Origin of the sequence: Streptococcus sp. 3167 (genome assembly GCF_013277175.1) — a bacterium.
GTDB classification, from domain to species: domain Bacteria; phylum Bacillota; class Bacilli; order Lactobacillales; family Streptococcaceae; genus Streptococcus; species Streptococcus pseudopneumoniae.
The window spans coordinates 58,910-80,456 of sequence record NZ_VMML01000021.1 but is presented as its reverse complement, the minus strand read 5'-3'; the positions used below and the strand labels follow the sequence as shown (position 1 = coordinate 80,456).

At 37.9% G+C, this 21,547-nt stretch carries 21 protein-coding genes, 1 pseudogene and 1 other annotated feature; all 22 genes and pseudogenes read right to left on the bottom strand.

What is annotated here, in order from left to right; translation table 11 throughout:
• Positions 1–892 precede the first annotated feature (892 nt).
• Entirely contained in the window at positions 893–1,051 is a 159-nt protein-coding gene (locus HT678_RS03425; RefSeq protein ID WP_050314293.1) for a hypothetical protein, read from the bottom strand.
• Between the two features lie 9 nt (positions 1,052–1,060).
• Complete coding sequence (gene obgE / locus HT678_RS03420) at positions 1,061–2,371, bottom strand: GTPase ObgE (protein ID WP_000061641.1); 1,311 nt, start codon at positions 2,369–2,371, stop codon at positions 1,061–1,063.
• Between the two features lie 63 nt (positions 2,372–2,434).
• Positions 2,435–2,569, bottom strand: a complete 135-nt coding sequence (locus tag HT678_RS03415) for a DUF4044 domain-containing protein (RefSeq protein ID WP_000863859.1) — start codon at positions 2,567–2,569, stop codon at positions 2,435–2,437.
• Positions 2,570–2,627: 58 nt separating this feature from the next.
• Positions 2,628–2,804 carry a PspC domain-containing protein gene (locus HT678_RS03410; protein ID WP_025171152.1) on the bottom strand — a complete coding sequence of 59 codons (177 nt, stop codon included), beginning with the start codon at positions 2,802–2,804 and terminating at the stop codon, positions 2,628–2,630.
• Between the two features lie 29 nt (positions 2,805–2,833).
• Positions 2,834–4,159 carry a glycosyltransferase family 4 protein gene (locus tag HT678_RS03405; RefSeq protein ID WP_119947015.1) on the bottom strand — a complete coding sequence of 442 codons (1,326 nt, stop codon included), beginning with the start codon at positions 4,157–4,159 and terminating at the stop codon, positions 2,834–2,836.
• 15 nt (positions 4,160–4,174) lie between these two features.
• On the bottom strand, positions 4,175–5,218 hold the full coding sequence (cpoA, locus tag HT678_RS03400) for an alpha-galactosylglucosyldiacylglycerol synthase (protein WP_172924593.1): 1,044 nt from the start codon (positions 5,216–5,218) through the stop codon (positions 4,175–4,177).
• A gap of 115 nt (positions 5,219–5,333) precedes the next feature.
• The gene (locus HT678_RS03395; RefSeq protein WP_000331925.1) at positions 5,334–5,663 is read right to left on the bottom strand and encodes a metal-sulfur cluster assembly factor; all 330 of its coding nucleotides are present in this window, start codon (positions 5,661–5,663) and stop codon (positions 5,334–5,336) included.
• A gap of 13 nt (positions 5,664–5,676) precedes the next feature.
• Positions 5,677–6,786, bottom strand: coding sequence for an RNA polymerase sigma factor RpoD (gene rpoD / locus HT678_RS03390; protein WP_000201907.1), 1,110 nt, complete (start codon positions 6,784–6,786; stop codon positions 5,677–5,679).
• A 2-nt stretch (positions 6,787–6,788) separates the two neighbouring features.
• Complete coding sequence (gene dnaG / locus HT678_RS03385; RefSeq protein ID WP_166727867.1) at positions 6,789–8,549, bottom strand: DNA primase; 1,761 nt, start codon at positions 8,547–8,549, stop codon at positions 6,789–6,791.
• An 89-nt stretch (positions 8,550–8,638) separates the two neighbouring features.
• Entirely contained in the window at positions 8,639–9,397 is a 759-nt protein-coding gene (locus HT678_RS03380) for an ABC transporter ATP-binding protein (RefSeq protein ID WP_000125403.1), read from the bottom strand.
• Positions 9,394–10,260 (bottom strand): ABC transporter permease, encoded by an 867-nt coding sequence (locus HT678_RS03375; protein ID WP_000637229.1) that lies wholly within the window; start codon positions 10,258–10,260, stop codon positions 9,394–9,396. Before HT678_RS03375 ends, HT678_RS03380 begins: the two co-directional genes overlap by 4 nt.
• 68 nt (positions 10,261–10,328) lie before the next feature.
• Positions 10,329–11,333, bottom strand: a complete 1,005-nt coding sequence (gene trpX, locus HT678_RS03370; protein WP_101514597.1) for a tryptophan ABC transporter substrate-binding protein — start codon at positions 11,331–11,333, stop codon at positions 10,329–10,331.
• Positions 11,334–11,570: 237 nt separating this feature from the next.
• Positions 11,571–11,788, bottom strand: a binding site (T-box leader).
• A gap of 69 nt (positions 11,789–11,857) precedes the next feature.
• Positions 11,858–14,554 carry a phosphoenolpyruvate carboxylase gene (ppc, locus tag HT678_RS03365; protein ID WP_023938109.1) on the bottom strand — a complete coding sequence of 899 codons (2,697 nt, stop codon included), beginning with the start codon at positions 14,552–14,554 and terminating at the stop codon, positions 11,858–11,860.
• Between the two features lie 24 nt (positions 14,555–14,578).
• Positions 14,579–15,802: an FtsW/RodA/SpoVE family cell cycle protein gene (locus HT678_RS03360; RefSeq protein WP_000703356.1), complete on the bottom strand. Its 1,224-nt coding sequence runs from the start codon at positions 15,800–15,802 to the stop codon at positions 14,579–14,581.
• Between the two features lie 143 nt (positions 15,803–15,945).
• Positions 15,946–16,260, bottom strand: a pseudogene (locus tag HT678_RS03355) (transposase family protein); the annotation flags it as partial.
• A 495-nt stretch (positions 16,261–16,755) separates the two neighbouring features.
• On the bottom strand, positions 16,756–18,039 hold the full coding sequence (locus tag HT678_RS03350) for a hypothetical protein (RefSeq protein WP_000782009.1): 1,284 nt from the start codon (positions 18,037–18,039) through the stop codon (positions 16,756–16,758).
• A 75-nt stretch (positions 18,040–18,114) separates the two neighbouring features.
• Positions 18,115–18,459 (bottom strand): hypothetical protein, encoded by a 345-nt coding sequence (locus HT678_RS03345; protein WP_001127479.1) that lies wholly within the window; start codon positions 18,457–18,459, stop codon positions 18,115–18,117.
• 240 nt (positions 18,460–18,699) lie between these two features.
• Complete coding sequence (locus tag HT678_RS03340; RefSeq protein WP_000536918.1) at positions 18,700–18,945, bottom strand: hypothetical protein; 246 nt, start codon at positions 18,943–18,945, stop codon at positions 18,700–18,702.
• Positions 18,946–19,014: 69 nt separating this feature from the next.
• Positions 19,015–19,383, bottom strand: coding sequence for a hypothetical protein (locus HT678_RS03335; protein WP_000447545.1), 369 nt, complete (start codon positions 19,381–19,383; stop codon positions 19,015–19,017).
• A 130-nt stretch (positions 19,384–19,513) separates the two neighbouring features.
• Complete coding sequence (locus HT678_RS03330; RefSeq protein WP_000262013.1) at positions 19,514–20,278, bottom strand: ATP-grasp domain-containing protein; 765 nt, start codon at positions 20,276–20,278, stop codon at positions 19,514–19,516.
• Positions 20,279–20,340: 62 nt separating this feature from the next.
• Positions 20,341–20,529 (bottom strand): hypothetical protein, encoded by a 189-nt coding sequence (locus HT678_RS03325; protein ID WP_000179767.1) that lies wholly within the window; start codon positions 20,527–20,529, stop codon positions 20,341–20,343.
• A gap of 320 nt (positions 20,530–20,849) precedes the next feature.
• A complete protein-coding gene (locus tag HT678_RS03320; protein WP_000234981.1) occupies positions 20,850–21,416 on the bottom strand; it encodes a hypothetical protein in 567 nt (188 codons plus the stop codon).
• Positions 21,417–21,547 lie beyond the last annotated feature (131 nt).

The following is a 21,547-nucleotide window of genomic DNA, read 5'->3' as shown; positions in this document are numbered from 1 at the left end:
CAAACTAGGAAACTAACCGCAGGTTGCTCAAAACACTGTTTTGAGGTTGTAGATGGAACTGACGTAGTCAGTATCCTACACATACGGCAAGGCGATATTGACGTGATTTGAAGAGATTTTCGAAGAGTATAATCTTTCTCGAATCGCTATTGCCCCTTTTTTATCCCCTAAAACTGAGTAGGGGCTAAGACTAGATCTCTTATCTAAGTATCGGAATACGGCTGTTCAACTAAATTTTAGCAAGAACTTCTCCCCTTCTCTCAGTTCACAGAAGCGTTTTATACATACCGTCCTATCAGACAATCTATTTTAAAGATAACCGTGACTCAGGATCACTTCTATCTGTCGTTTTCTCTTTATAGTGATAGACCTCACGGGATAAGTCGTACATCTTTCCTCGTGTATACAAGATATAAGGACGTTAAAAGGTTACAGTGAAAATAGAAAATCTTAGTACGAATTCAATTACTCTCGTGATTTACGCATATAGGTTACGACTACCTTTTTGGACTTTAGAGTTTGAGGCCCTCTTATCCGCTATATACGCCTTATTATCACGTTCCTGTTCGTAGAGCCACGATTTCTCTATCCCTTCTTCTGACAATTCTTATTTCCAGCGTCAGACTTAAAACGGTCTATCCCCAGACCATTTTAATCCGCTACCTCACGATAGTCAGGCTTGGGAATCGCTATTTGACTCGCCGAGAACTTTGACATCAGATATACTATAACAAATTGAAATAAGAATCAAACAATTTAATTTTGAAATTCAAATCAATTGATAACAATATTTTAGAAGATATGCTGTGCTATTCCAGATTCAGTTTGCTATACATGCCCGTCGTACCACAAAATCCCGTGTCTGATCAGACACGGGATTTTTTTATCTTCTTTACTGAGATGAATTGTCTTTTTTAGTTCGTGCCAACCTCAAGGCACGATTTGGATTGAGACGATTAAACAGTTCTTCCAATTTCTTTTCATTCCAAACGTCTGCAGCGGAAACAAAGTTGCCATCCGCATCTCGGAAAGATATCGGTTTATCTCCCATATCAATCTCCTAGTCTACAAATTCAAACTCAAATTTACCAATGCGGACTAAATCCCCATCCTTAGCACCACGCGCACGAAGGGCTTCATCAACTCCCATACCACGAAGTTGGCGGGCAAATTTCATGACTGATTCGTCACGATCAAAGTTGGTCATATTAAAGAGTTTCATCAGTTTTTCACCAGAAAGTACCCATGTCGCATCGTCATCACGACTAATTTCAAAGGCTTTTTCTTCTTCGTCAAATCCATAGTAAGCTTCTTCTTCCATATCGGACTCGTCGTAGAGCAAGAATTCTGGTGTCTTGTCTAACAATTCAGCTGTAGCATCTAAAAGTGTTGCCAGACCTTGCTTGGTCAATCCAGAAATTGGGAAGATAGCTGGTAACTCTTCAAATTCATCATAATTTTCAGCCAATTTTTTCTTAAAGTCTTCAAGATTTTCCTGACTCTCAGGCATGTCCATCTTATTAGCTACAATAATCTGTGGACGCTCCATGAGGCGAAGATTGTAAGACTCCAGCTCTTTATTGATAGCTAGGTAATCCTCATATGGATCACGGCCTTCGCTAGCTGACATATCAATGATATGGAGGATGACACGTGTACGCTCGATGTGACGGAGGAACTGAGTTCCCAAACCAACACCTTGACTAGCGCCTTCAATCAAACCTGGCAGATCGGCTACTGCAAAGGATTCACCTGATTGGGTACGAACCATACCTAAATTTGGCACAATAGTGGTAAAGTGGTAGGCACCAATTTTAGGTTTAGCTGAGGTAATAACACTTAAAAGTGTTGATTTCCCAACAGATGGGAATCCAACTAAACCAACATCAGCCAAGATTTTTAGTTCCAATTGTAACTCACGTTCCTGACCTGGTTCTCCATTTTCAGAGATTTCCGGTGCAGGATTCTTTGGTGTCGCGAAACGAATATTTCCACGTCCACCACGACCACCATGGGCTACAATAAATTCTTGACCGTGTTCAATCAAATCTGTCAAGACCTTGCCTGTCTCAGCATCACGCACAGTCGTACCTTGTGGCACTCGAACTCTAAGGTCCTCAGCTCCACGACCATGCATCCCTTTGGTCATTCCTTTTTCACCAGAATCAGCCTTGAAATGACGATTGTAGCGGAAATCCATGAGGGTACGTAGACCTTCATCTACAACGAAGACTACATTACCTCCACGACCACCGTCACCACCCCAAGGACCGCCATTAGGGACATATTTTTCACGGCGAAAGGCAACCATGCCATCACCACCATTACCAGCCTTGACCTTAATCTTAGCTGTATCTAAAAACATACTCATTTTTTCTTCTCACTTTAAAAAAGGGCTGGGAAATCCCAGTCACTAAATTTTCTTGAATCTATTTTATAGATTACTGAGGGCACCAATTGCAGTTGCAAAAATTCCCAATAAACTTGCTACTAACATGATAATCACGATAAACAAGGTTATTTTCTCAAACATAGTTTTTTTACGATTTCCATTATCTCCAAATGCCATTTTTTTCTCCTTCGTTACATTCTATTTTCTATTATCTTAGCATGAATTTAGCTAGTTTTCAATAGTCAGTTGCTACAGGTGCGATAATCCATAAAATGATATAAGCTACAATTCCCGCTCCATAACCAAAAGCAAGAACACCCCATATTACGCGAACAATAGTAGGATCCATATCAAAATAATGGGCTACCCCAGCACAAACACCCGCAATCTTTTTATCACGCCCACTTCTCATTAATTGTTTTTTCATAGCTGTTCCTCTTTCTATTCTTCACTGTCTTTCCAATAATCTCTGATGCTGATTAACTGTGTTTTTGAAGCCCTCAGCATGCGTCTAGAGCCTTTTACGGGTACAGCAACCACCTGTTGCGGTAAATACAAAACTGTCTTAAAGATACGCTGGCTGACCGTATCATCTTTGGCTAAATCTTTCTGGAAATTATTTGAAATAATAGCATCAAGATAAAACTCATGCACCCGTTTTCCAAAATTCTCAGCTGAAATCTCATATAATTTCTCTGATAAGGTATGCTCATCCATATCTGGCGTTGCAATCAGGGCTTCCAAAATAGCTCCAGCCAAATCATGTTCACCGTAATACAAGATTCCAAACATTTTATCACTGATAAGATTGTCCAGATAAGGATTTCCGTGAGCAATGACAGGTGTTCCACTGGCCAAACTTTCCAAGTAGGTCAAGCCTTGGGTTTCACTTGTCGATGCCGAGATGAAGAAATCTGCCGCCTTATAATAAAGAGCCGTCTCACTTGGAGCAATCATCCCTGTAAAGACAACAGAGTCTTGAATCTCTAGTTTCTGGGCTTGCTCTTTGAGGTCATCCAGATAAGGACCGTCCCCAGCTACCACCAGTTTAACCTTGTCTTCTTCTTTCAGAACTTCTGCAAAGGCTGCTAATACTGCTTGAATATTTTTTTCATAGGAAATTCTGGAAAGACTAAGCAACATCTTTTCATCATCTTGAATCCCTAGTTTACTACGCAGTTCTTTCAAATTTTCCTGCTTGATTTCCGGACGCTCAAACTTGGCTAATTCAATCCCAGTTGGAATGACACGTTTTTCAACCTTAACCTTATAGTCAGATAGTAAATCACGGACAATCTCACTCGGGCAAATCACCCCATCCACATCATGCAGGAAACCTCTGACCAGATACTTGACCATACTAGGACGAATCAGCAAACCCTTGGCAATATAATGCACATAGTCTTCATACTGGGTGTGATAGGTATGGATGACGGGAATCTTCAGTTCACGCGCAATCCAAATCCCCAACAAGCCAAGAGAAAATTCTGTCTGAGTATGGATGATATCCAGCTGATACTGTTTAGCAATTCCCAGTGCTTTGCTGAATCCTCGATAGGCAAAGCGGCGATCCTTAAAAGCAAAAAAGGGAACACTTGGAATGCGGATGATTTGCCAATCTTCGTAGCGATTGACATCCTTATCTGTCGTCGTAAAGATAAAAACAGCATGTCCCTGCTTTTCAAGTTCTGTTTTCAAGGTTCGAATACTGGTCGCAACACCAGAAACCTGAGGAAAATAGGTATCTGTAAATAAACCAATTCGCATAGATTACCTCACTTTTTATTTTCTCCCTAAAGCGGCTTGTTTCTCATAAAAGTCCAACCAAATTTGCAACAGATGCTCTTCAGAATACTCTCTAGAAATATTCTTAGCTTTTTCTTTGAGATCTTTTAAGGCAACAGGATTTGCTTGATATTCTAAAATAGCCTCTTTCATCTCTTCTCTATCTGCTGTCGCCCGATAATTTCCCTCCAAAATCACCTTATAGAGATCTAAATCACGCAACATAATAGGAGATTCGCAACTGGCAGCCTCTAAAATAGTCATGGGGAAAAGTTCATTGTAACTGGGCAACAAGAAAAGATTCGCTAGGGCATACAATTCGCGCATCCGCTCTGGTGACACGATACCTGGAAACATCAAATTTTTAGGGGGATTCTCCATGATTTTCTTATAGCGTTCATAACCATCTGTCATGCCACCAAAAGAGAAACCGCCAGCCCAGATAAAGGTAATCTGTGGCAATTCCTCAGCCAGACGGATAAAATCATCAATCCCTTTGCGTTTCTGAACTTGACCAGCACCTACTACGATAAACTGATTGTCACTAAGACCTAGCTCTGTTCGCAGTCTGACTACCTCTTCTTGTGGAAGTGGATGCCATTTTTCCTTGTTTACAAAGTTAGGAATATAAGTCACTTTTTCACGTGGAATACCAGCTGCCACCAAATCCTCGATAAACATCGGATTGACCACCACCAAGTGCTCCATCCGGTTGTAAAAAGAAAATACATAGCGTTTCACAATTCCCTTTAAGAAAAATGGAATTTTCAAACTTCCCTCAAGTGTATCAGGCAAGAAATGCACATAGCCAATCTTTCTCCCTGAGCGTTTCTTTTGGAATGTTGATAAATAATAGGGGAAATCAATTGTATGAAAGTGAGTCACATCTGCCTCTATTGGAAGATTTTCTGTAACAATCAATTGGTCCTTGGCATCACGGTGAAGAAGACGAACTAATTCACGGTAAGCACCTGAAACTCCTTGTCCTGCTACTTTCTCACTTGAACTCAACATATTGATGCGTAATTTCTTTTTTTCCATAACTACTATTATATCATTTTCTTTGAATAAAATCAGCAAAAGAAAGGAGAGACTAGAGGAAAAGAGGGGGAAATTTCCTCACTTTTCCAACGGTCTCTCACATGCTTTTATATGTTTACTTAATGCCTAGGGCAATGCGTGCATAGCGACTCATTTTTTCAACTGTCCAGGCCGGATACCAGACTAATTTGACCTCAGTATCCGTTACTTCTGGCACCTCTGTCATAGCATCATAAATCTGATCCGTCAAAAGGTCTGCTAGAGGACATCCCATAGTTGTCAAAGTCATATCAATCTCTGTTTGCCCTGTGTCGCCGTCAAAACGAATCTCATAAATCAAACCAAGATTGACAATATCGATTCCCAACTCAGGGTCGATAACTTCTTCCAAGGCTGATAAAATTCGTGTTTTGATATTTTCAATTTGCTCTTCTGTATAAGCCATATTTTCCTCACTCTTAGTCTTCAATAAAATCACGAAGCGGTTTGCTACGACTTGGTTGGCGTAGTTTTCTCAAAGCCTTGGCTTCAATCTGACGGATACGCTCACGAGTGACATTAAAGACTTTACCCACATCTTCAAGGGTGCGCATTTTTCCATCATCTAGTCCAAAACGTAGACGCAGAACATTTTCTTCACGGTCTGTAAGAGTATCCAAGACCTCATCCAACTGCTCACGCAAGACGATACGAGTTGTATAGTCCACTGGATTTTCAATCACTTCATCTTCGATAAAATCCCCAAGGTGGCTATCATCCTCTTCACCGATCGGTGTTTCAAGGGATACCGGTTCTTGAGCAATCTTCAAGATTTCACGAACCTTATCAGGTGTCATATCCATACGTTCAGCGATTTGTTCTGGCGTTGGATCCTGTCCCAATTCTTGAAGGAGATTACGCTGTTCACGAACAAGCTTGTTAATCGTTTCAACCATGTGAACTGGGATACGAATAGTACGAGCTTGATCCGCAATAGCACGAGTGATTGCTTGACGAATCCACCAAGTTGCGTAAGTTGAGAACTTGAATCCTTTAGAATAGTCAAACTTGTCAACCGCCTTCATCAAGCCCATATTTCCTTCTTGAATCAAGTCAAGGAACTGCATACCACGGCCGACATAGCGTTTGGCAATAGAAACAACCAAACGAAGGTTGGCTTCCGCAAGACGTTGTTTGGCTTCAATATCACCAGCTTCAACAGCTAGTGCCAATTCTTTTTCCTCTTCATTGGTCAAGAGAGGAACGACCCCGATTTCTTTCAAGTACATACGGACAGGGTCATTAACCTTAGCCGAAGTTGAACCAATCAAGTCCTCATCGCTGAGTTCTGGCTCTTCTTCAGTGCTAAGAACACGCGCACTTGGATTTCCTTCGTTATCTGTGATAGAAATTCCTGCATCTTGAATCCGTTGCAAGAGATCTTCAATCCCATCAGCGTCCAAGGTAAAAGGAACGACAAGACTAGCATTGATTTCATCATCTGTTGCTGTCCCTTTTTGCTTATGATTACGGATAAATTCTGCTACTTGTACGTCAAATGTTGTTACTTCTTTTTGTTTTGTTGCCATTATTACTCCATTCTTCTCTTTTGGGAAATTAAACGTTCCAATTCTTCTAGGGCTGTGTCTGTATCTCCTACATGGCTAGCTTCCTGCACCTTCTTTTTGATTCTCATATTGTCCTGATTCAAGAGAGCCTTGTTTCGAGTCATTTCTACTTCACTAAGTTCCTGCGGTGACATCTCAGCAGGCAAATCCTGAGCTAAGACTTGGTACCAAGCTCTTTCAACTTCCTCTGTCTGTTCTGCTAGAACTTCTGGAGGAAGATTGCCATACTGGCCAAGCAAGTCATATAAGACCTGAAATTCAGGTGTGTTAAATGAAAAGTCTTCTCGCAAACGGTAATCGTTTAAAACAAGAGGGGAGTCCATCATTCGATAAAGTAGATGAGCTTCTGCCCTCATAATAGCCGATAACTGCTTGGTGACAGGCATAGTGATTTGCGTCGGTCTGGAAACCCCTTCCATGCGATTCTGCCTTTGTGCCTGACGGCTTTCATTAACAATCTGCTCAATCTGGGCATAATCAAAGGATGCCAGACTGTCAGCTAAAATATGAATATAGCTGTTTTGAGCAGTGATAGACTTTTCTTGAACAATCAAGGGAGCTATTTTTTCAATAAACTCAATCTGGGCCTGCAGATTTTCACTGTTTTCAGGCTTGTACTGGTGAATGTAAAACTCAATCGGACTAATACGAGTTTTTGTTAATAGATAGGCCAAGTCTTCTGGTCCATTTTTTTGTAGATACTCATCTGGATCCAAGTTATCAGGCATGCTGACGATTTGAACAGGTATATCACCAATTTCGTCCAGCGCTTTCAAAGTCGCGGCTTGCCCAGCCTTATCGCCATCGTAAACAAGAACCAACTTCTTGGTTAACCTTTTCAGATGCTCAACATGCTCACGACTCAAGGCTGTTCCCATGGACGCCACAGCATTTTCGATTCCAGCCCGATAGGCTGCAATCACATCCATGAATCCTTCCATCAGATAAATCTCACTGGCTTTTCCAGAAGATTTTTTTGCCCTATCCATATGATATAATTCGTAACTTTTGTTAAAAATTGCAGTCGATCGGCTATTTTTATACTTAGAAGTTTGTGAATCCGTTTTCTGCCAGATACGACCTGAGAAGGCAATAACCTTTCCTTGGTCATTTGTCAGGGGAAACATAATCCGATTGTGAAAGGTATCTACAAATTGATTTGCATCTGAGAGGTAAAACAGTCCTGAATCTAGGAAATCCTCATCACGATACTGACCAGACAAACGTTGATAGAGATAGTTTCGTTCTGGAGGTGCTAAACCAATCCGAAAATGCTTGAGCACTTCATCTGTCAAACCACGCTGATAAAGATAGTTTCTGGCCTCCTCCCCTATAGTCGTTGTCATGAGAATAGCATGATAAAATTTAGCCGCATCTTCATGCATATCATAAAGAGCTTGGTGAGGCGAGGCTGGTTTCTGTTCACTATAAAGCGGTTTTTCCACCTCAATCCCAACACGCTGACCTAAAATCTGCACAGCCTCCATAAAGGGAACCCCTTGGTACTCCTCGATGAACTTAAAGACATCACCTGAGCGACCACAACCAAAACAGTGGTAAAACTGCTTGTCCTCTACAACGTTGAAAGAAGGTGTTTTTTCACCATGAAAAGGACAGAGCCCTAGATAGTTCCGTCCTGCCTTTTGTAAAGAAATCACATCTCCTATGACTTCCACAATGTTGGCATTGTTTTTGATTTCTTCAATGACTTGTTTGTCAACCATACACAATACCTCCATGTTATCATAGTTTACTTTATATAGTATACTTTATTTCAGAAAAAAAGTAAACCATTTCACTCGTTTTCCCTACTTTATTCAAAGAGTTGATAATAATCAGAGATTTTCATTTTTGCTTTTTCTTCTTGGTTCAAATCTTGGATAATTCGTCCTTCTTTCATGACAATTAATCGATTGCCATACTTAAGAGCATCTTCCATATGATGAGTAATCATAAGCGCTGTCAGCTGGTCATTCTTAACAAATTCATCTGTCAATTCCATCAAAGCAACACTAGTCTTTGGATCAAGGGCTGCAGTATGCTCGTCTAACAAGAGTAATTCAGGACGCTTCAAGGTTGCCATCAAGAGACTCAAAGCCTGTCTTTGCCCACCTGATAAGAACTCAATCGGTGTATTCAAGTGTTTCTCAAGACCATTTCCTACTTTTTCAATGGTCGCCTGAAATTCATCCTTATAAATAGTCAAGCGTCGTGGTAACAATCCACGCTTTTCACCACGAAACTTGGCAATCAAGAGATTCTCTGCCACTGTCATACGAGGAGCTGTCCCCATCTTTGGATCTTGGAAGACTCGAGACAGATACTTAGCCCGCTTTTCTGGTGAAAACTTGCTAACATCCTCACCTAAAATACGGATGGTTCCACTGGTTAAGGACAAGGTTCCTGCAATAGTGTTAAAGAGAGTTGATTTCCCAGCACCATTTCCACCTAAAATCGTGATGAAATCCTGTTCAAAAATTTCTAAGGAAACATCATTTAAAATAATCTTCTCTTCATCAAAGCCATTTTTAACGATTTTGGTTGCATTTTTTAATTCTACAATTGCTGTCATTTGCTTAACTTGGCTCCTTTCAAGATGGTTTGCTTAAATGTTGGAATCATGAGGCAGACTGCTAAAATCACGGCGCTGTACAAACGAAGGTAACTTGTATTAAAGCCAAGCGCAATAACCGCCCACACTAAGAATTGATAAGCGATAGAACCTACAACGATGGTAACCAGACGTTCTGCCAAACTCAAACTCTTGAAAATAACTTCCCCAATAATCAAACTTGCAAGCCCCACAACGATAACCCCGATCCCTCGAGATACATCAGCATACCCTTCTTGCTGGGCAATGAGAGCTCCTGCAAGGGCAATCACACCATTTGATAAGACCAAGCCCATGAGCTCCATGCGTCCAGTATGAATCCCGAAACTTCTAGCCATATCAGGATTGTCACCTGTAGCAATATAGGCTTGTCCGAGTTTGGTATCCAAGAAAAAGAGCATGAGAGCAATAACAAAACTGACAAAGATAAGACCTGTCAAGAGTTGGTTCAAATCTGAATCAAAAGGCAAAACATCCTGGATTTGCTTGGTTCCAAGTAAGCCTAAATTGGCACGTCCCATAATCAAGAGCATGATAGAGTGACAGGAAGTCATCACCAAAATCCCTGAGAGCAAAGTTGGGATCTTCCCTTTTGTATAAAGAAGTCCTGCTGCCATACCAGCCAAACAACCTGCTCCTACAGCAAGCAGTGTCGCTAAAAAAGGGTTCACGCCTTTGGTTATCAGAGTGACAGCAACAGCTCCCCCAAGAGGGAAGGAACCTTCTGTTGTCATATCTGGAAAGTTTAAAATCCTAAATGTCATAAAGATTCCCAGACCTAGAATAGCCCAGACAAATCCTTGAGAAATAATGGAAACAATCATATTTTATTTAATCCTTTCTATATTCATCTTTTTAAAAAATGGGAAGAGTCTCCTCCTCCCTACCTTATTTATTCGATGACTTGTCCTGCTTCTTTGAGAACAGACTCAGGAATCGTAATACCTAGTTCTTGAGCTATTTTTTTATTGATCACTGACTTACCAGTTGAAAAGACATTGACTGGGGTATCAGCTGGTTTTGCACCTTTCAGAACTTGCGCAATCATTTTTCCAGTTGCCACACCAAGGTCATGTTGGTCAACTACAACGGATGCCAAACCACCTACTTCTACCATAGCTGCCGCACTTGGATAAATTGGTTTCTTAGAACTTTGATTGCTAGAGACAACCGTTGGAAATCCTGATGCAATGGTGTTATCAATTGGAACCCAAATAGCATCTACCTTGCTAGTCATAACAGTGACAGTTGAGGCAATTTCATTTGTTGAAGGAACTGCAAATGTTTCCACTGTCAGACCTGCTTTTTCAGCATAAGCCTTAAATTCTTCGACCTGTGTTTTTGAATTGTCTTCGCTACTTGAGTAAAGAGCTCCGATTGTTTTCACATTCGGTGTCAGGGTCTTGATGAGTTCAACTTGTTGTTGAGCTGGATTGTGGTCAGATACCCCTGTAACGTTGCCACCTGGTCTTTTCAAATCTTTAACCAAGTTAGCACCAATTGGGTCTGTAATAGCAGCCATGATAACCGGTAGGTCTTTTGTGGCACTAGCCAAACCTTGAGCAGCTGGTGTTGCGATACCAACCACAAGATCATTCCCATTTGCAACCAATTGTTTACTCATTGTCGCAACCTTACTTTGGTCACCTTCTGAGTTCATAAAATCGATTTTAACTTGGTCATCTTTATAACCTTCTTCTGCAAGCCCATCTTGGATTCCTTTATAAATCAAATCAAGAGATGGATGGCTCACAAACTGAAGCACACCAATCTTGGTTATTTTCTTCTCATCCTTATTATTCTGAGCTTCTGATTTATTCATTGAAGAGTAAATCAAGCTTCCTGCTACTAAGACTGCTAATGCAGCGATAATTCCAATTAAACGTTTATTTTTCATTCTATTTCTCCTTTTTAATTCCTTTAAAAACTTCACTTATCTAATACTATTCGAAAATCTCTTCAAACCACGTCAGCTTCACCTTGCCGTAGCTATGGTTACTGACTTCGTCAGTTCTATCCACAANNGGCTAGCTTCCTAGTTTGTGCTTTGATTTTCATTGAGTATAAACAAGTGACGCCATCGTTTTCTTTCCATACTAACCTCCATCAAAAAAATCCTCACACAAAAAACTTGTGTGAGGACGTCGATGCGCGGTACCACCTCAATTATAGGGAATTTCCCTATCGCTCTGTCTCGCAATAACGAGATGCACTGTAAGGTGTGCTCACCGAATTTTTATGATTTCAAATTCTAAATAGCATTCAGCCCAATTTTCATCATTACCACTTATCTGTTTTCAGCTATCACAGACTCTCTAAAAAGTTTGAATGATTACTTTTCTGAATGGTTAAATTATATCATTTTTAAACTACTTGTCAAGACTCTTTTAGCATTTTTTTGATACTCACTCTTGAAAATTATCAACCTGAATTACGCAATCCTGTTGCAATTCCGTTGATGGTGATATGAATCAATCGTTCTTGATCACTGGACAATTCTCCACGACGTTGGCGTTTAATCAACTCTAACTGAATATAGTTGAGAATATTAAAGTAAGGCATACGGTAATCCAGACTAGCTTTTAGATATGGATTGTCAGCTAAGAGTTCGTCATGTCCTTCAATAGCCAAGATAACGTTCTTAGTAACTTGCCATTCATTTAAAATAGTCTCATAGATGGCCTTAACTTGCTCGTCTTCACAAAGTTTAGCATATTCAAAAGCAATATTCATATTTGATTTTGACAAAACCATATCAACATTTGAAAGAAGCGATTGGAAGAAAGGCCAATTTTGGTACATATCTCGTAAGATAGCAATATTCTCTGGATTTTTATCGATAAATTCCTTGAAGCTTGAACCAACCCCGTACCATCCAGGGAACATAACACGACTCTGTGACCATGAGAATACCCAAGGGATGGCACGCAAACCACCGATTTCAGTAATCGTCTTACGAGCTGCTGGACGAGAACCAATATTAAAACTTGAAATAGCCTTGATTGGACTTGACTCGAAGAAATAATCATAGAAATGGTCATTCCCAAAGACCAAATCACGGTAGATATCGTAACTACGGTCCACTACTTGATCCATAATGGCTTCATAACGATTTGAGGTATTGGTATCGCTCTTCTTCTGAGTAATCATACGGTTAATAGCTGCCGATACTAGCATTTCAAGATTATAGTAAGCGGCGTCTTTGTTACCGTATTTATTGCCAATTACCTCACCCTGCTCCGTCAAGCGGATACGATCCTTGATAGACTTGAGCGGTTGAGATGTGATGGCTTCATAGGTTGGCCCACCACCACGACCGACAGTCCCACCACGACCATGGAAGAAGGTAACCTTAACGCCAAATTCATCTCCAATAGCAGTCAATTGTTGTTGAGCCTTGTAAAGGGTCCAACATGATGACAAGTAACCGCCATCTTTATTACTGTCAGAGTAGCCAAGCATGATTTCTTGGTAGTTATTTCGTGAGGCAATCCATTTTTTGGCAAGAGGAAGAGAAAGATATTGTCTCATTGTTTCCTCTGAATGATCCAAGTCTTCAATTGTTTCAAAAAGGGGAACAATCTGAACACGCGCCCTTTCCGTATCCACCAGTCCTACTTCTTTTAATAGAATAGCTAATTCTAGCATATCAGAAAGGCTAGTAGCGTGCGAAATGATGGTCTGGCGGATGACATCATCTCCCAACTTATCTTTCAAAACACGAGCCGTCTTAAAAATAGCTAGTTCTTTTGCTAATAATTCTGATTTTTCTGCGTGAGTCGCAGAAAGAATTCGGGGATCTTCTTCTAATTCTTTCAAGAGAAGGTCACATTTTTCTTCTTCACTCAACTCACTATAGCGAGAATGAATTCCTGCTGATTTCAAGAGTTCTGCCACACAGGCTTCATAGACGCTAGAGTCTTGTCGCATATCAATTGATGCTAGGTAAAAACCAAATATCTCTACTGCCTGCAGTAATTCAACAAAATCACCTGAAATCAAGGACTCGCCCTTATTTTCTAGTAGAGAATCTCGAATGGCAATCAAATCCTTGTAGAAATCATTGGCGGTTTCATAACGAGTCCCAACTTCCTTATCCTCAATCAGATAGGTTTTTGTTGCTTGGATTTTTGACTGAATATCAAACAAGGCACGACGGTAAAGCTCTTTTTCGCGGTAAATCGAGTTATCCTTGGATTGACGAGCCATTTCTCTGACTTGCTTGCTGACATTGACAATGCTAGTTGAAAGAGAAAATTCACGATAAAGTTGGTAAATCTTTTCATCATAGTAGTTCATGATGACTTCACACTGAGTGAGTGCAGACTGTTTCAAGGTCTCTGATGTAACAAAGGGATTTCCATCACGGTCACCACCTATCCACATACCCATGGTGATCGGTTTAGCCTGTTTTAAATTCAATCCATGCGCTTGCGCTAAGCGCTTATACTCCGTCGTCAAGTGAGGTACAGCTTTCAAAAAGGAGCTGTTGTAATATTCCATAGCATTCGTGATTTCGTTAGTCACTTTTAATTTTTTCTCACGAATCATGTCTGTCTGCATGATAATTTCGATGTAACGACGCAAATCATTGTGCCATTTTTCTTTATTGATCAACCCCAACTTAACATCACGGTATTTACGCAAAAGACTATGGATATGATTTGTTAAATCCAACATACTTTTGCGTTGCACTTGTGTTGGATGGGCTGTCAAAACAGGGACAACATTCAAGTGTTCTAGGATCTCAACGGCATTTTCTTTTTCAGCAACCATTTTGATCGTTGTAGATAATTTACCTAAATAGTCCTGATCAATATTATTTTGATGATTGATTTCATAAGCTAAATCCACATCCTCTGAAATATTAATCAAAAGAGGTAAGATTGAAAAATAGCGTGAAATATAGACCATTTCATCATTTGATAAGCTAGTCACTAGACGGTTTAGACCTTGATAATCTTCCTGCGTTGATAATTCTTTCAACTGCATGATTTTTTCAAAGGTCTCTGGGGCAAGCATATTTTTAGTAATATCTTCCAGCAATTCTGTTAGAATCAATACTTCTTCTTGCACAACACTTTTATTACTATAATTTTCTAATTTTTGAAGAGACATAGACTATCCTTTCTTTATTCTACTTCACAGAAGGTTCATTGGTTGATTTTCCAATTCTCGGTACAACTTAGCGCGTTTTTCACTGGCATCAATATTTAAGACAAAGGCCACTGCCACTGACAAGACTAGAAGACTATTCCCCCCCTGGGATAAGAAGGGGAAGGTTACTCCTGTAGATGGAATCAAGCCCGAAATCCCTCCGATATTGACAAATACCTGAACCAACATCATCCCTCCGACACCGAGTGCAACCATGGCATTGAAAGGATTCTCCGCTCGGATACCGACCAAGATAATCCGCAAAATCATGAAAAACAAGAGAGCTAAAATAAGACTGGCACCAACAAAGCCAAATTCTTCAATCACGATAGAAAAGACAAAGTCTGTATGAGCTTCTGGTAAATAACCTCGTTTTTCAATCGAATTCCCAAGACCTAGACCAAACCAACCGCCATTGACCATGGCAAAATAAGAATTAGATAACTGGTGACCCGCATCCGCACGATCGGCAAAAGGATTAAAAAAGGCACTAAAGCGCTTGGCTACATAGCCAAATACTGGAATTTTTGAAAAGGTCTCAACACCGATTAGGCTGATAGTGGTCAAGAAAAAGACAGAAGCGGCAGATACGAGGGCCAGAATGGTTGAAAACCAGCGATAAGCGATTCCACTAACTGTATACATAATCAAGGAAACCAAGACTAAAATAGTCGCATTTCCTAAATCAGGGAAAATTCCCAAACTTCCAATCAGAACTAGGAGAACGAATCGCCAATCATTAAAAGCACGGGGAAGCCATTGATTTTGAGTCAAAACTTGAAAATCATAAATAGCTATTTCTTCTTGCTGTTTGGAGAATCGGTGAGCCAAATACCAAATAATAATGATTTTTAAGTACTCAGCTGGCTGAATAGTTACTCCTGCAACCGAAATCCAACCGTATGCCCCGTTTACGGAAATACCAATAAAACGAGCTAAGAACAATAAAAGCATTTCTATCAATATAACTAAAATGATTAGTCGCTCATTTCTCAAAAAATCTAGTCTCAATTTATAAATTAAGGCAATCAGTATCAAACTAACAATCCAAAAGATTCCTTGGTTTCGAACCAATTGCAAGGCGCTCTTGCCTTCTTCAATTAAAATAGCGCTGGTGGTCGAATAGACCACAATCAAGCCCAAAATAGATAAAAGCAAGTAAGGAATCAAGATGGAATAATTTAATAAGTGCCTCTTACTAATCTTCATAGTATCACCACTCTACTAGGATACAGACAAATCTGTTCCAAATTCCGTTTTATTTTCTAGTTTTGATTGCTATTATACCATTTTTTCAGAAAGAAAAAAACTCTTACCTTACAATCCTTCGAATTTTACTGTTTTTACAGAATTAAGGCAGAATTTGAAATCGTAAAACCATTTTGAATAAGAGTTGCTTCAATCCATTGACTCCGACTAATTATGTTGCTTTCGTGAATGCCAAAATCAGCCGCAATTTGTTCATAAGTGCACTATTCTCGCATGTATTGAATAGTTACCATGAGGAGATCGTCTAGGCTTAATTTGGGTTTTCGTCCACCTTTTGCGCGTTTACGTTGATAAGCTGTTTTTAACACAGCTAACATCTCTTCAAAAGTCGTGCGCTGAACACCTACAAGGCTCTTGAAACGGCTATCGCTTAATTGCTGACTTGCTTCAGAATTCATAGTTTTATTGTATTATATTTTGTTTCGCAGAAAGTCTATTATTCCTTTCGTTCAAAGGTTTCTACGCTTTTAGCAACAAAGCTACACACTGAGCGTTTCGGACTTACCTTATCGTTTCGTCGTAAACTCCTTACTCTACGACAGCTATCCCATTGGCGGAGAATCTACTTCTACTTCGCTGATGACTCAGCTCGTACAAGCAATCCTACACACTCCACGTGATGCGTATGCGGAACTCAAAAGGTTTGGGGAACCTTTTGAGGATTAACTTCGTTTCTCCAACAAGCTTACACACTCCACGTGTGGTGCTAGCAAACTTCTATATTATAGAATGAAAGTGACTGAGTTGTTGTTTAAAATTAAACTTCAGAATGAAAGTATATACTATCTTGTATCAAATGGCTATTTAAAATAAATATGTAAAACTATTTATTACTAAAATAGTTAATCATATACTCCTATAACACTACAATCTGTAAAAATAAAAACACAAAGTTACCAGTAGTACCTTTTCTCACTTAGATATTGTTCCTTTTGTTCTCTAGAATTTTCATGATTTCTAATTCCTAGTAATTCATCTGTTGAAGAAACTATTGGGTCTATCCAGTCAGCTTTGGATCTAATCCAATCAATTTCATCCTTACTAAGTTTCCCCGCTATCTCCAGTTTATCAGCCATCAATCTTAAATCATTTGCTGTTTTAAAATCTTCTAGCATATTCAGAAGAGACATTGTCCGCTTCTTCTCTTCTTCGATTCTATTTTGTAATTTTCTTTTTCGCTCTTGTTCCTCTTCGTATAGTCTTGCTTTCTCTTCACGTTCAAGGCGTAAGTTCTTAACTTTATAATACTCTTGGTAAATTAAAACAATTATTTCTGGGATTGATTGTTCAAGTGTGAATTCTTTAGTATCTTTAATGTATTTACCATCTATTATCTTAAATCGAAAGTTTTCATTTGGAATATAGTCATACTTCTTTATTCTTGGTTTAAAAGCATATCTATTAAACTTAACGCTATCATTGTACTTCGCTAATTCTTTAGCTTCTTCTTTTGTTAATTCATGACTTACTTTGTCTGTTGATTCTATAACTTCAAAACGAACAATATCCTTATCAATTTGAATATCCCAATTTGAAGTTACATTATCACCGATTCTTTCAATAACAGTAACTAGTGTATCTAAAAAGCGATATAAGCGTGGAAGAGAATTTAGTGAAATATTTTTTACAAATTTAGGTTCTTTTAAATCATTATATCTGTGCCTAGAATCAAAGTAAGGATAAGAAGCAGCTTTTTCCCTCTTATTCCACTCTGTAATTTTATCTCTTAGATTAGCTACGGATTTATGTAATCTCTTATTTGGAGCCTGGTTTAGGTTTGAAACTGCTTCAATAATACGCTCTATTTTATCGTCGTCTATAAATGATAATGAACTTCTTATACTAGTTGTATCAAGTTTAACAGTATCTCCGTTTTTATCTTCCATACTATCTTCTTTATGTTTAGCAGCTTTAATTCTACTGTTCTTTAAACTTTTTCTATCAATATTAACTTCATTTACGTCATTTTGTGGTAATGGAACGATAAATTCACTTAAGTCTTGTCCAGTATTCTTACGATACCAATAACTCCCCTTTGGAATTGGGATTTCAAATTCTTTACATTTCTTGAGTAAGTCAGAATAGCTTAAATCATATTTCAATGAAACTTGTTTTGCACTTATCTCCCAGATTTCTTCATAGAGTTCTTCTCTAGAAAAGGTCTTTATCATCTTCATTTGAAACACCTTTACCCTTATATTTTACATCACCGTTTTTATATTTACCAAGCGAAAACGCAAATTCAAAAACTTCTAATTCTTCACTTCTGCATTTTCGCTTAATATAAAAAGTAAATCTTGTTTTAATCCGTTAAATTCCTCTATAATTTTATCTAAACTAGTTTCAATATTTTCAACACGGATCTCTGATAGCTTACCATGATTGTATGAAATCATTCTTTCAGCGATAATATGATATGACCAACTCTCAGTGAAACGTCTGTCTCTTTCTTCGTTATGAATAGCAAAACCAATTGGAAGAAGATTATTTCTAAGACCTATCGCAACTGCTTGTGAACTTATACCTAAATAATCACCAGCAATTTTTAATGTGATTTTATTTAATTTTCTAATATCTTCGTCGGTATATTTCGGCATGTTAGTACTCCTTTGTTATAATTGCAAATGCAATATTATCTAATTTAAAATATCTTGATGGGCTGCTTCTAGTTGTTTTCCATAATAAAATTAATTTGTGGTACATCATTCTCTGAAAGTTAATAATCTAAAATCTTTTCAATGAAAAATTTATATTAAGCAATAAATAATCTCTTCAGATTAAGAGTTTCTATCTTTTAAAGTAAATCCATTTATCAATTCCATATATAGACGTAATAGTTATTTACTATCTAGGTCAAAACCAATCTGCCAAAATCCCATATCAAATATTTTCATTTGAGGATACAGCATATCAGCAACATTAAAATTCTTTTGAACTGAATCTAACTGTTCTATGTTTTTTTCATAAAAATCTACTAGTTGTAAAATAGATTTAATGTTATAGGTTCCACTTGCAATCTTTTGTGATCTTATTCCAGAAACAAAATATCTATCATATGCCGGAACACAACCGAGTGTCCCCATCAGTATCTTTGTGATTAATGTATCTGATAAGTTGTTTTTTAGTGCTGAACCTCTCACTTCACGCCTAATTTAATCATAATAAGTTGCAATAAATTCATTAATTTCCTTTAGCAATTTTTGGTTAGTTTCATTTTTAAAATCTTTACATTCTATTCCTGCTAGAGAATCATATTCATTGCTTAAGATTTCTCTTACTACAGGTATATGTACTCTATAATCCTTTTGTAATAAGAATGAAGAACCTCGATACATCCCCCAACTTGCTAAATAAAATGCAAGTTGTAAACTCAGGTAATCAAGATTCACATTATTCTCTTTTCGAGCTGTCATAAAATGTGAATAACAATGCTCCCATGAACGATATCTATCATGTTCATCAGTTTTCAAATCGTTATAAAACTCAGTTGATGATTTAATAATCATATCAATTGTTTCCATACTTCCTGCTTTCCTAATCAACTTTCAAATATATAGCGTTTTCATTATTTTCTTAATCTATTATATCATTATTCAAAACAAAAAACTGCAACTTACTCGTTGCAGATACACAGATTTAATTCTGTTCTTTTTAGAAACTTATATTTTCATTTTCAGGCATAGTAAAGACATCGTTTTTTTCAAAATAAGGTTTTACCATTTCTTTCCATCTAGCTTTATGAAAATTGATTGAGTTTAAAGGAGATAGGCCATAATTTCCCAATGCATAACCATCATTTACTTCAACAACAAGTGTTCTGCCATCACTAGTAACACCGATATCTAGTCCATAAGCTATTGGCGCATCTTTCCAACATGATATGGCTTTATCAATTACACTAGGATCAAATTGTGCATGATAATCACCTGTATAGGGTCGAACATCTAATACGCGACCATCTAAAACAAAACAACGCCATTCTGCTATGAATTCTACAACCTCACTAATCCATATAGGATAGTCAAAAGGTAGACCAATACCTATCAAATCACGGGTTCCGTTAACAACTCTTCCAGTAAAGACTTTTGAACCAGCTTTAGGCTTAATAAATTTTCCCCAATTATCAGGTATATTTACAATCTCTCCTAAAACACCTTCATAAATCTTTCGACCATAAAAGTCTTTAAGCTCAATAGGATAGTCATAAACCGGAACATTTAACCCCATCATTTTTAGTAATGCTCTGGTCTCCATTATATAATCTACAACTATATCTTTACTTGTTAACTGTTCTATTTCAGAAAAAGATTGATATAAAATAATTTCTTCTCCTTGTAAGTAGGCACCTACTTGAGCATTGTATTTATTAATTGAAACTTCACTTGGTAGTTTGCTTTGTCTAATATAAACAACCATTTCATCACTCCTACTTCACTAGTGTTGCACCTGTTTGTAAAAAAATAATAGCATTTTTGCTGTTATTTTTTTGAGTAAATAGCTCCCATAATATCATCGAAATAATCAACAGTATTAAGGAGTAATTCTATAACCTGGGACTTTGTTAGTCGTATTCCTCTTCTATCTCTAGCATCTTCTACTAAATTTTCAAGTTTATCTAGATTTTTATCATCCAAGCTAATCATTATTCTATTTTTATCAGTTGCCATTTTCTTCACCTCTAGTTAATTCTATCAAAAGTGTAACACTTGTGTCAACTGGCTTTTATAATACATTAGTTTAAAAGTGGAGAGGATTTTTAACACAGTAACTTTAAATCTTTGGTATTAAAAAATTTTCACAGTATTTATAGAAATAAAATCTGTCTCAAATAAGTTATCAAATCTAGTATAAATTATGAGCGGCTACTCTAATACTTTTCCTCTAAACAAGACAAAGGCTTACACTCAATGATTTTCTTACCCCCTTCGTTACAATGTTTTGACATTTTTACTAGCAAAGGTACATACTCACAAGGAACTTTGATCGACTATTGAATCTCTCCCACTTCTTCTTTAACATATCCTTCTACATCTTCAATCTCTACAAACATTGGGTCTAAGTGACACAAGAAATGCCAATTTTCTGCACCTTTTTTTCTGTAGAGAATCGCTTCACCGTCTTCACTTCCGAAAAAGCTTCTATCTACTTCATATCCACTGCCTTCTAGAAAGTCTTTTGCCTGCCGATAGTTTGCTTCTCTTGCTTCCACATAGGTTTTAACTTCATCGTTGTTAACGACATATGCATCGATTTTGGAATAGCCTTCAATTACTTTTTCGTTTGGTTCGGATAGATTCGAGATCTTTTTCCAAATAATGTCTACATTTTCCTTAGAGTCAAACATAAATTTAGAAAAAGGTACAATGTTTCCGTTATAGATAATTTCCATATAGTCTGGTAGGTTTGTAGGATTAAAAAACTCTACTTCAAATCCATCTTCTGTTTCTAAAGTATATCCAGGGATTTGTGCTACAAAAGTTTTCCCATCTTCTATGGAATCAAATGCGACTAAATCTTTAGAATAATTATTTTGAGATAACTCTAATATAACCATATATAACCTCTTCTAAATTGTCTGTAGATTGATTTTTCAGAACATAATACTGATTAGTTAGTAACCGTTAGGATATAGCAAATTCTTTTTTCCACCTTCTTAAAACATCATTTCAAGGCTACATACTCAGC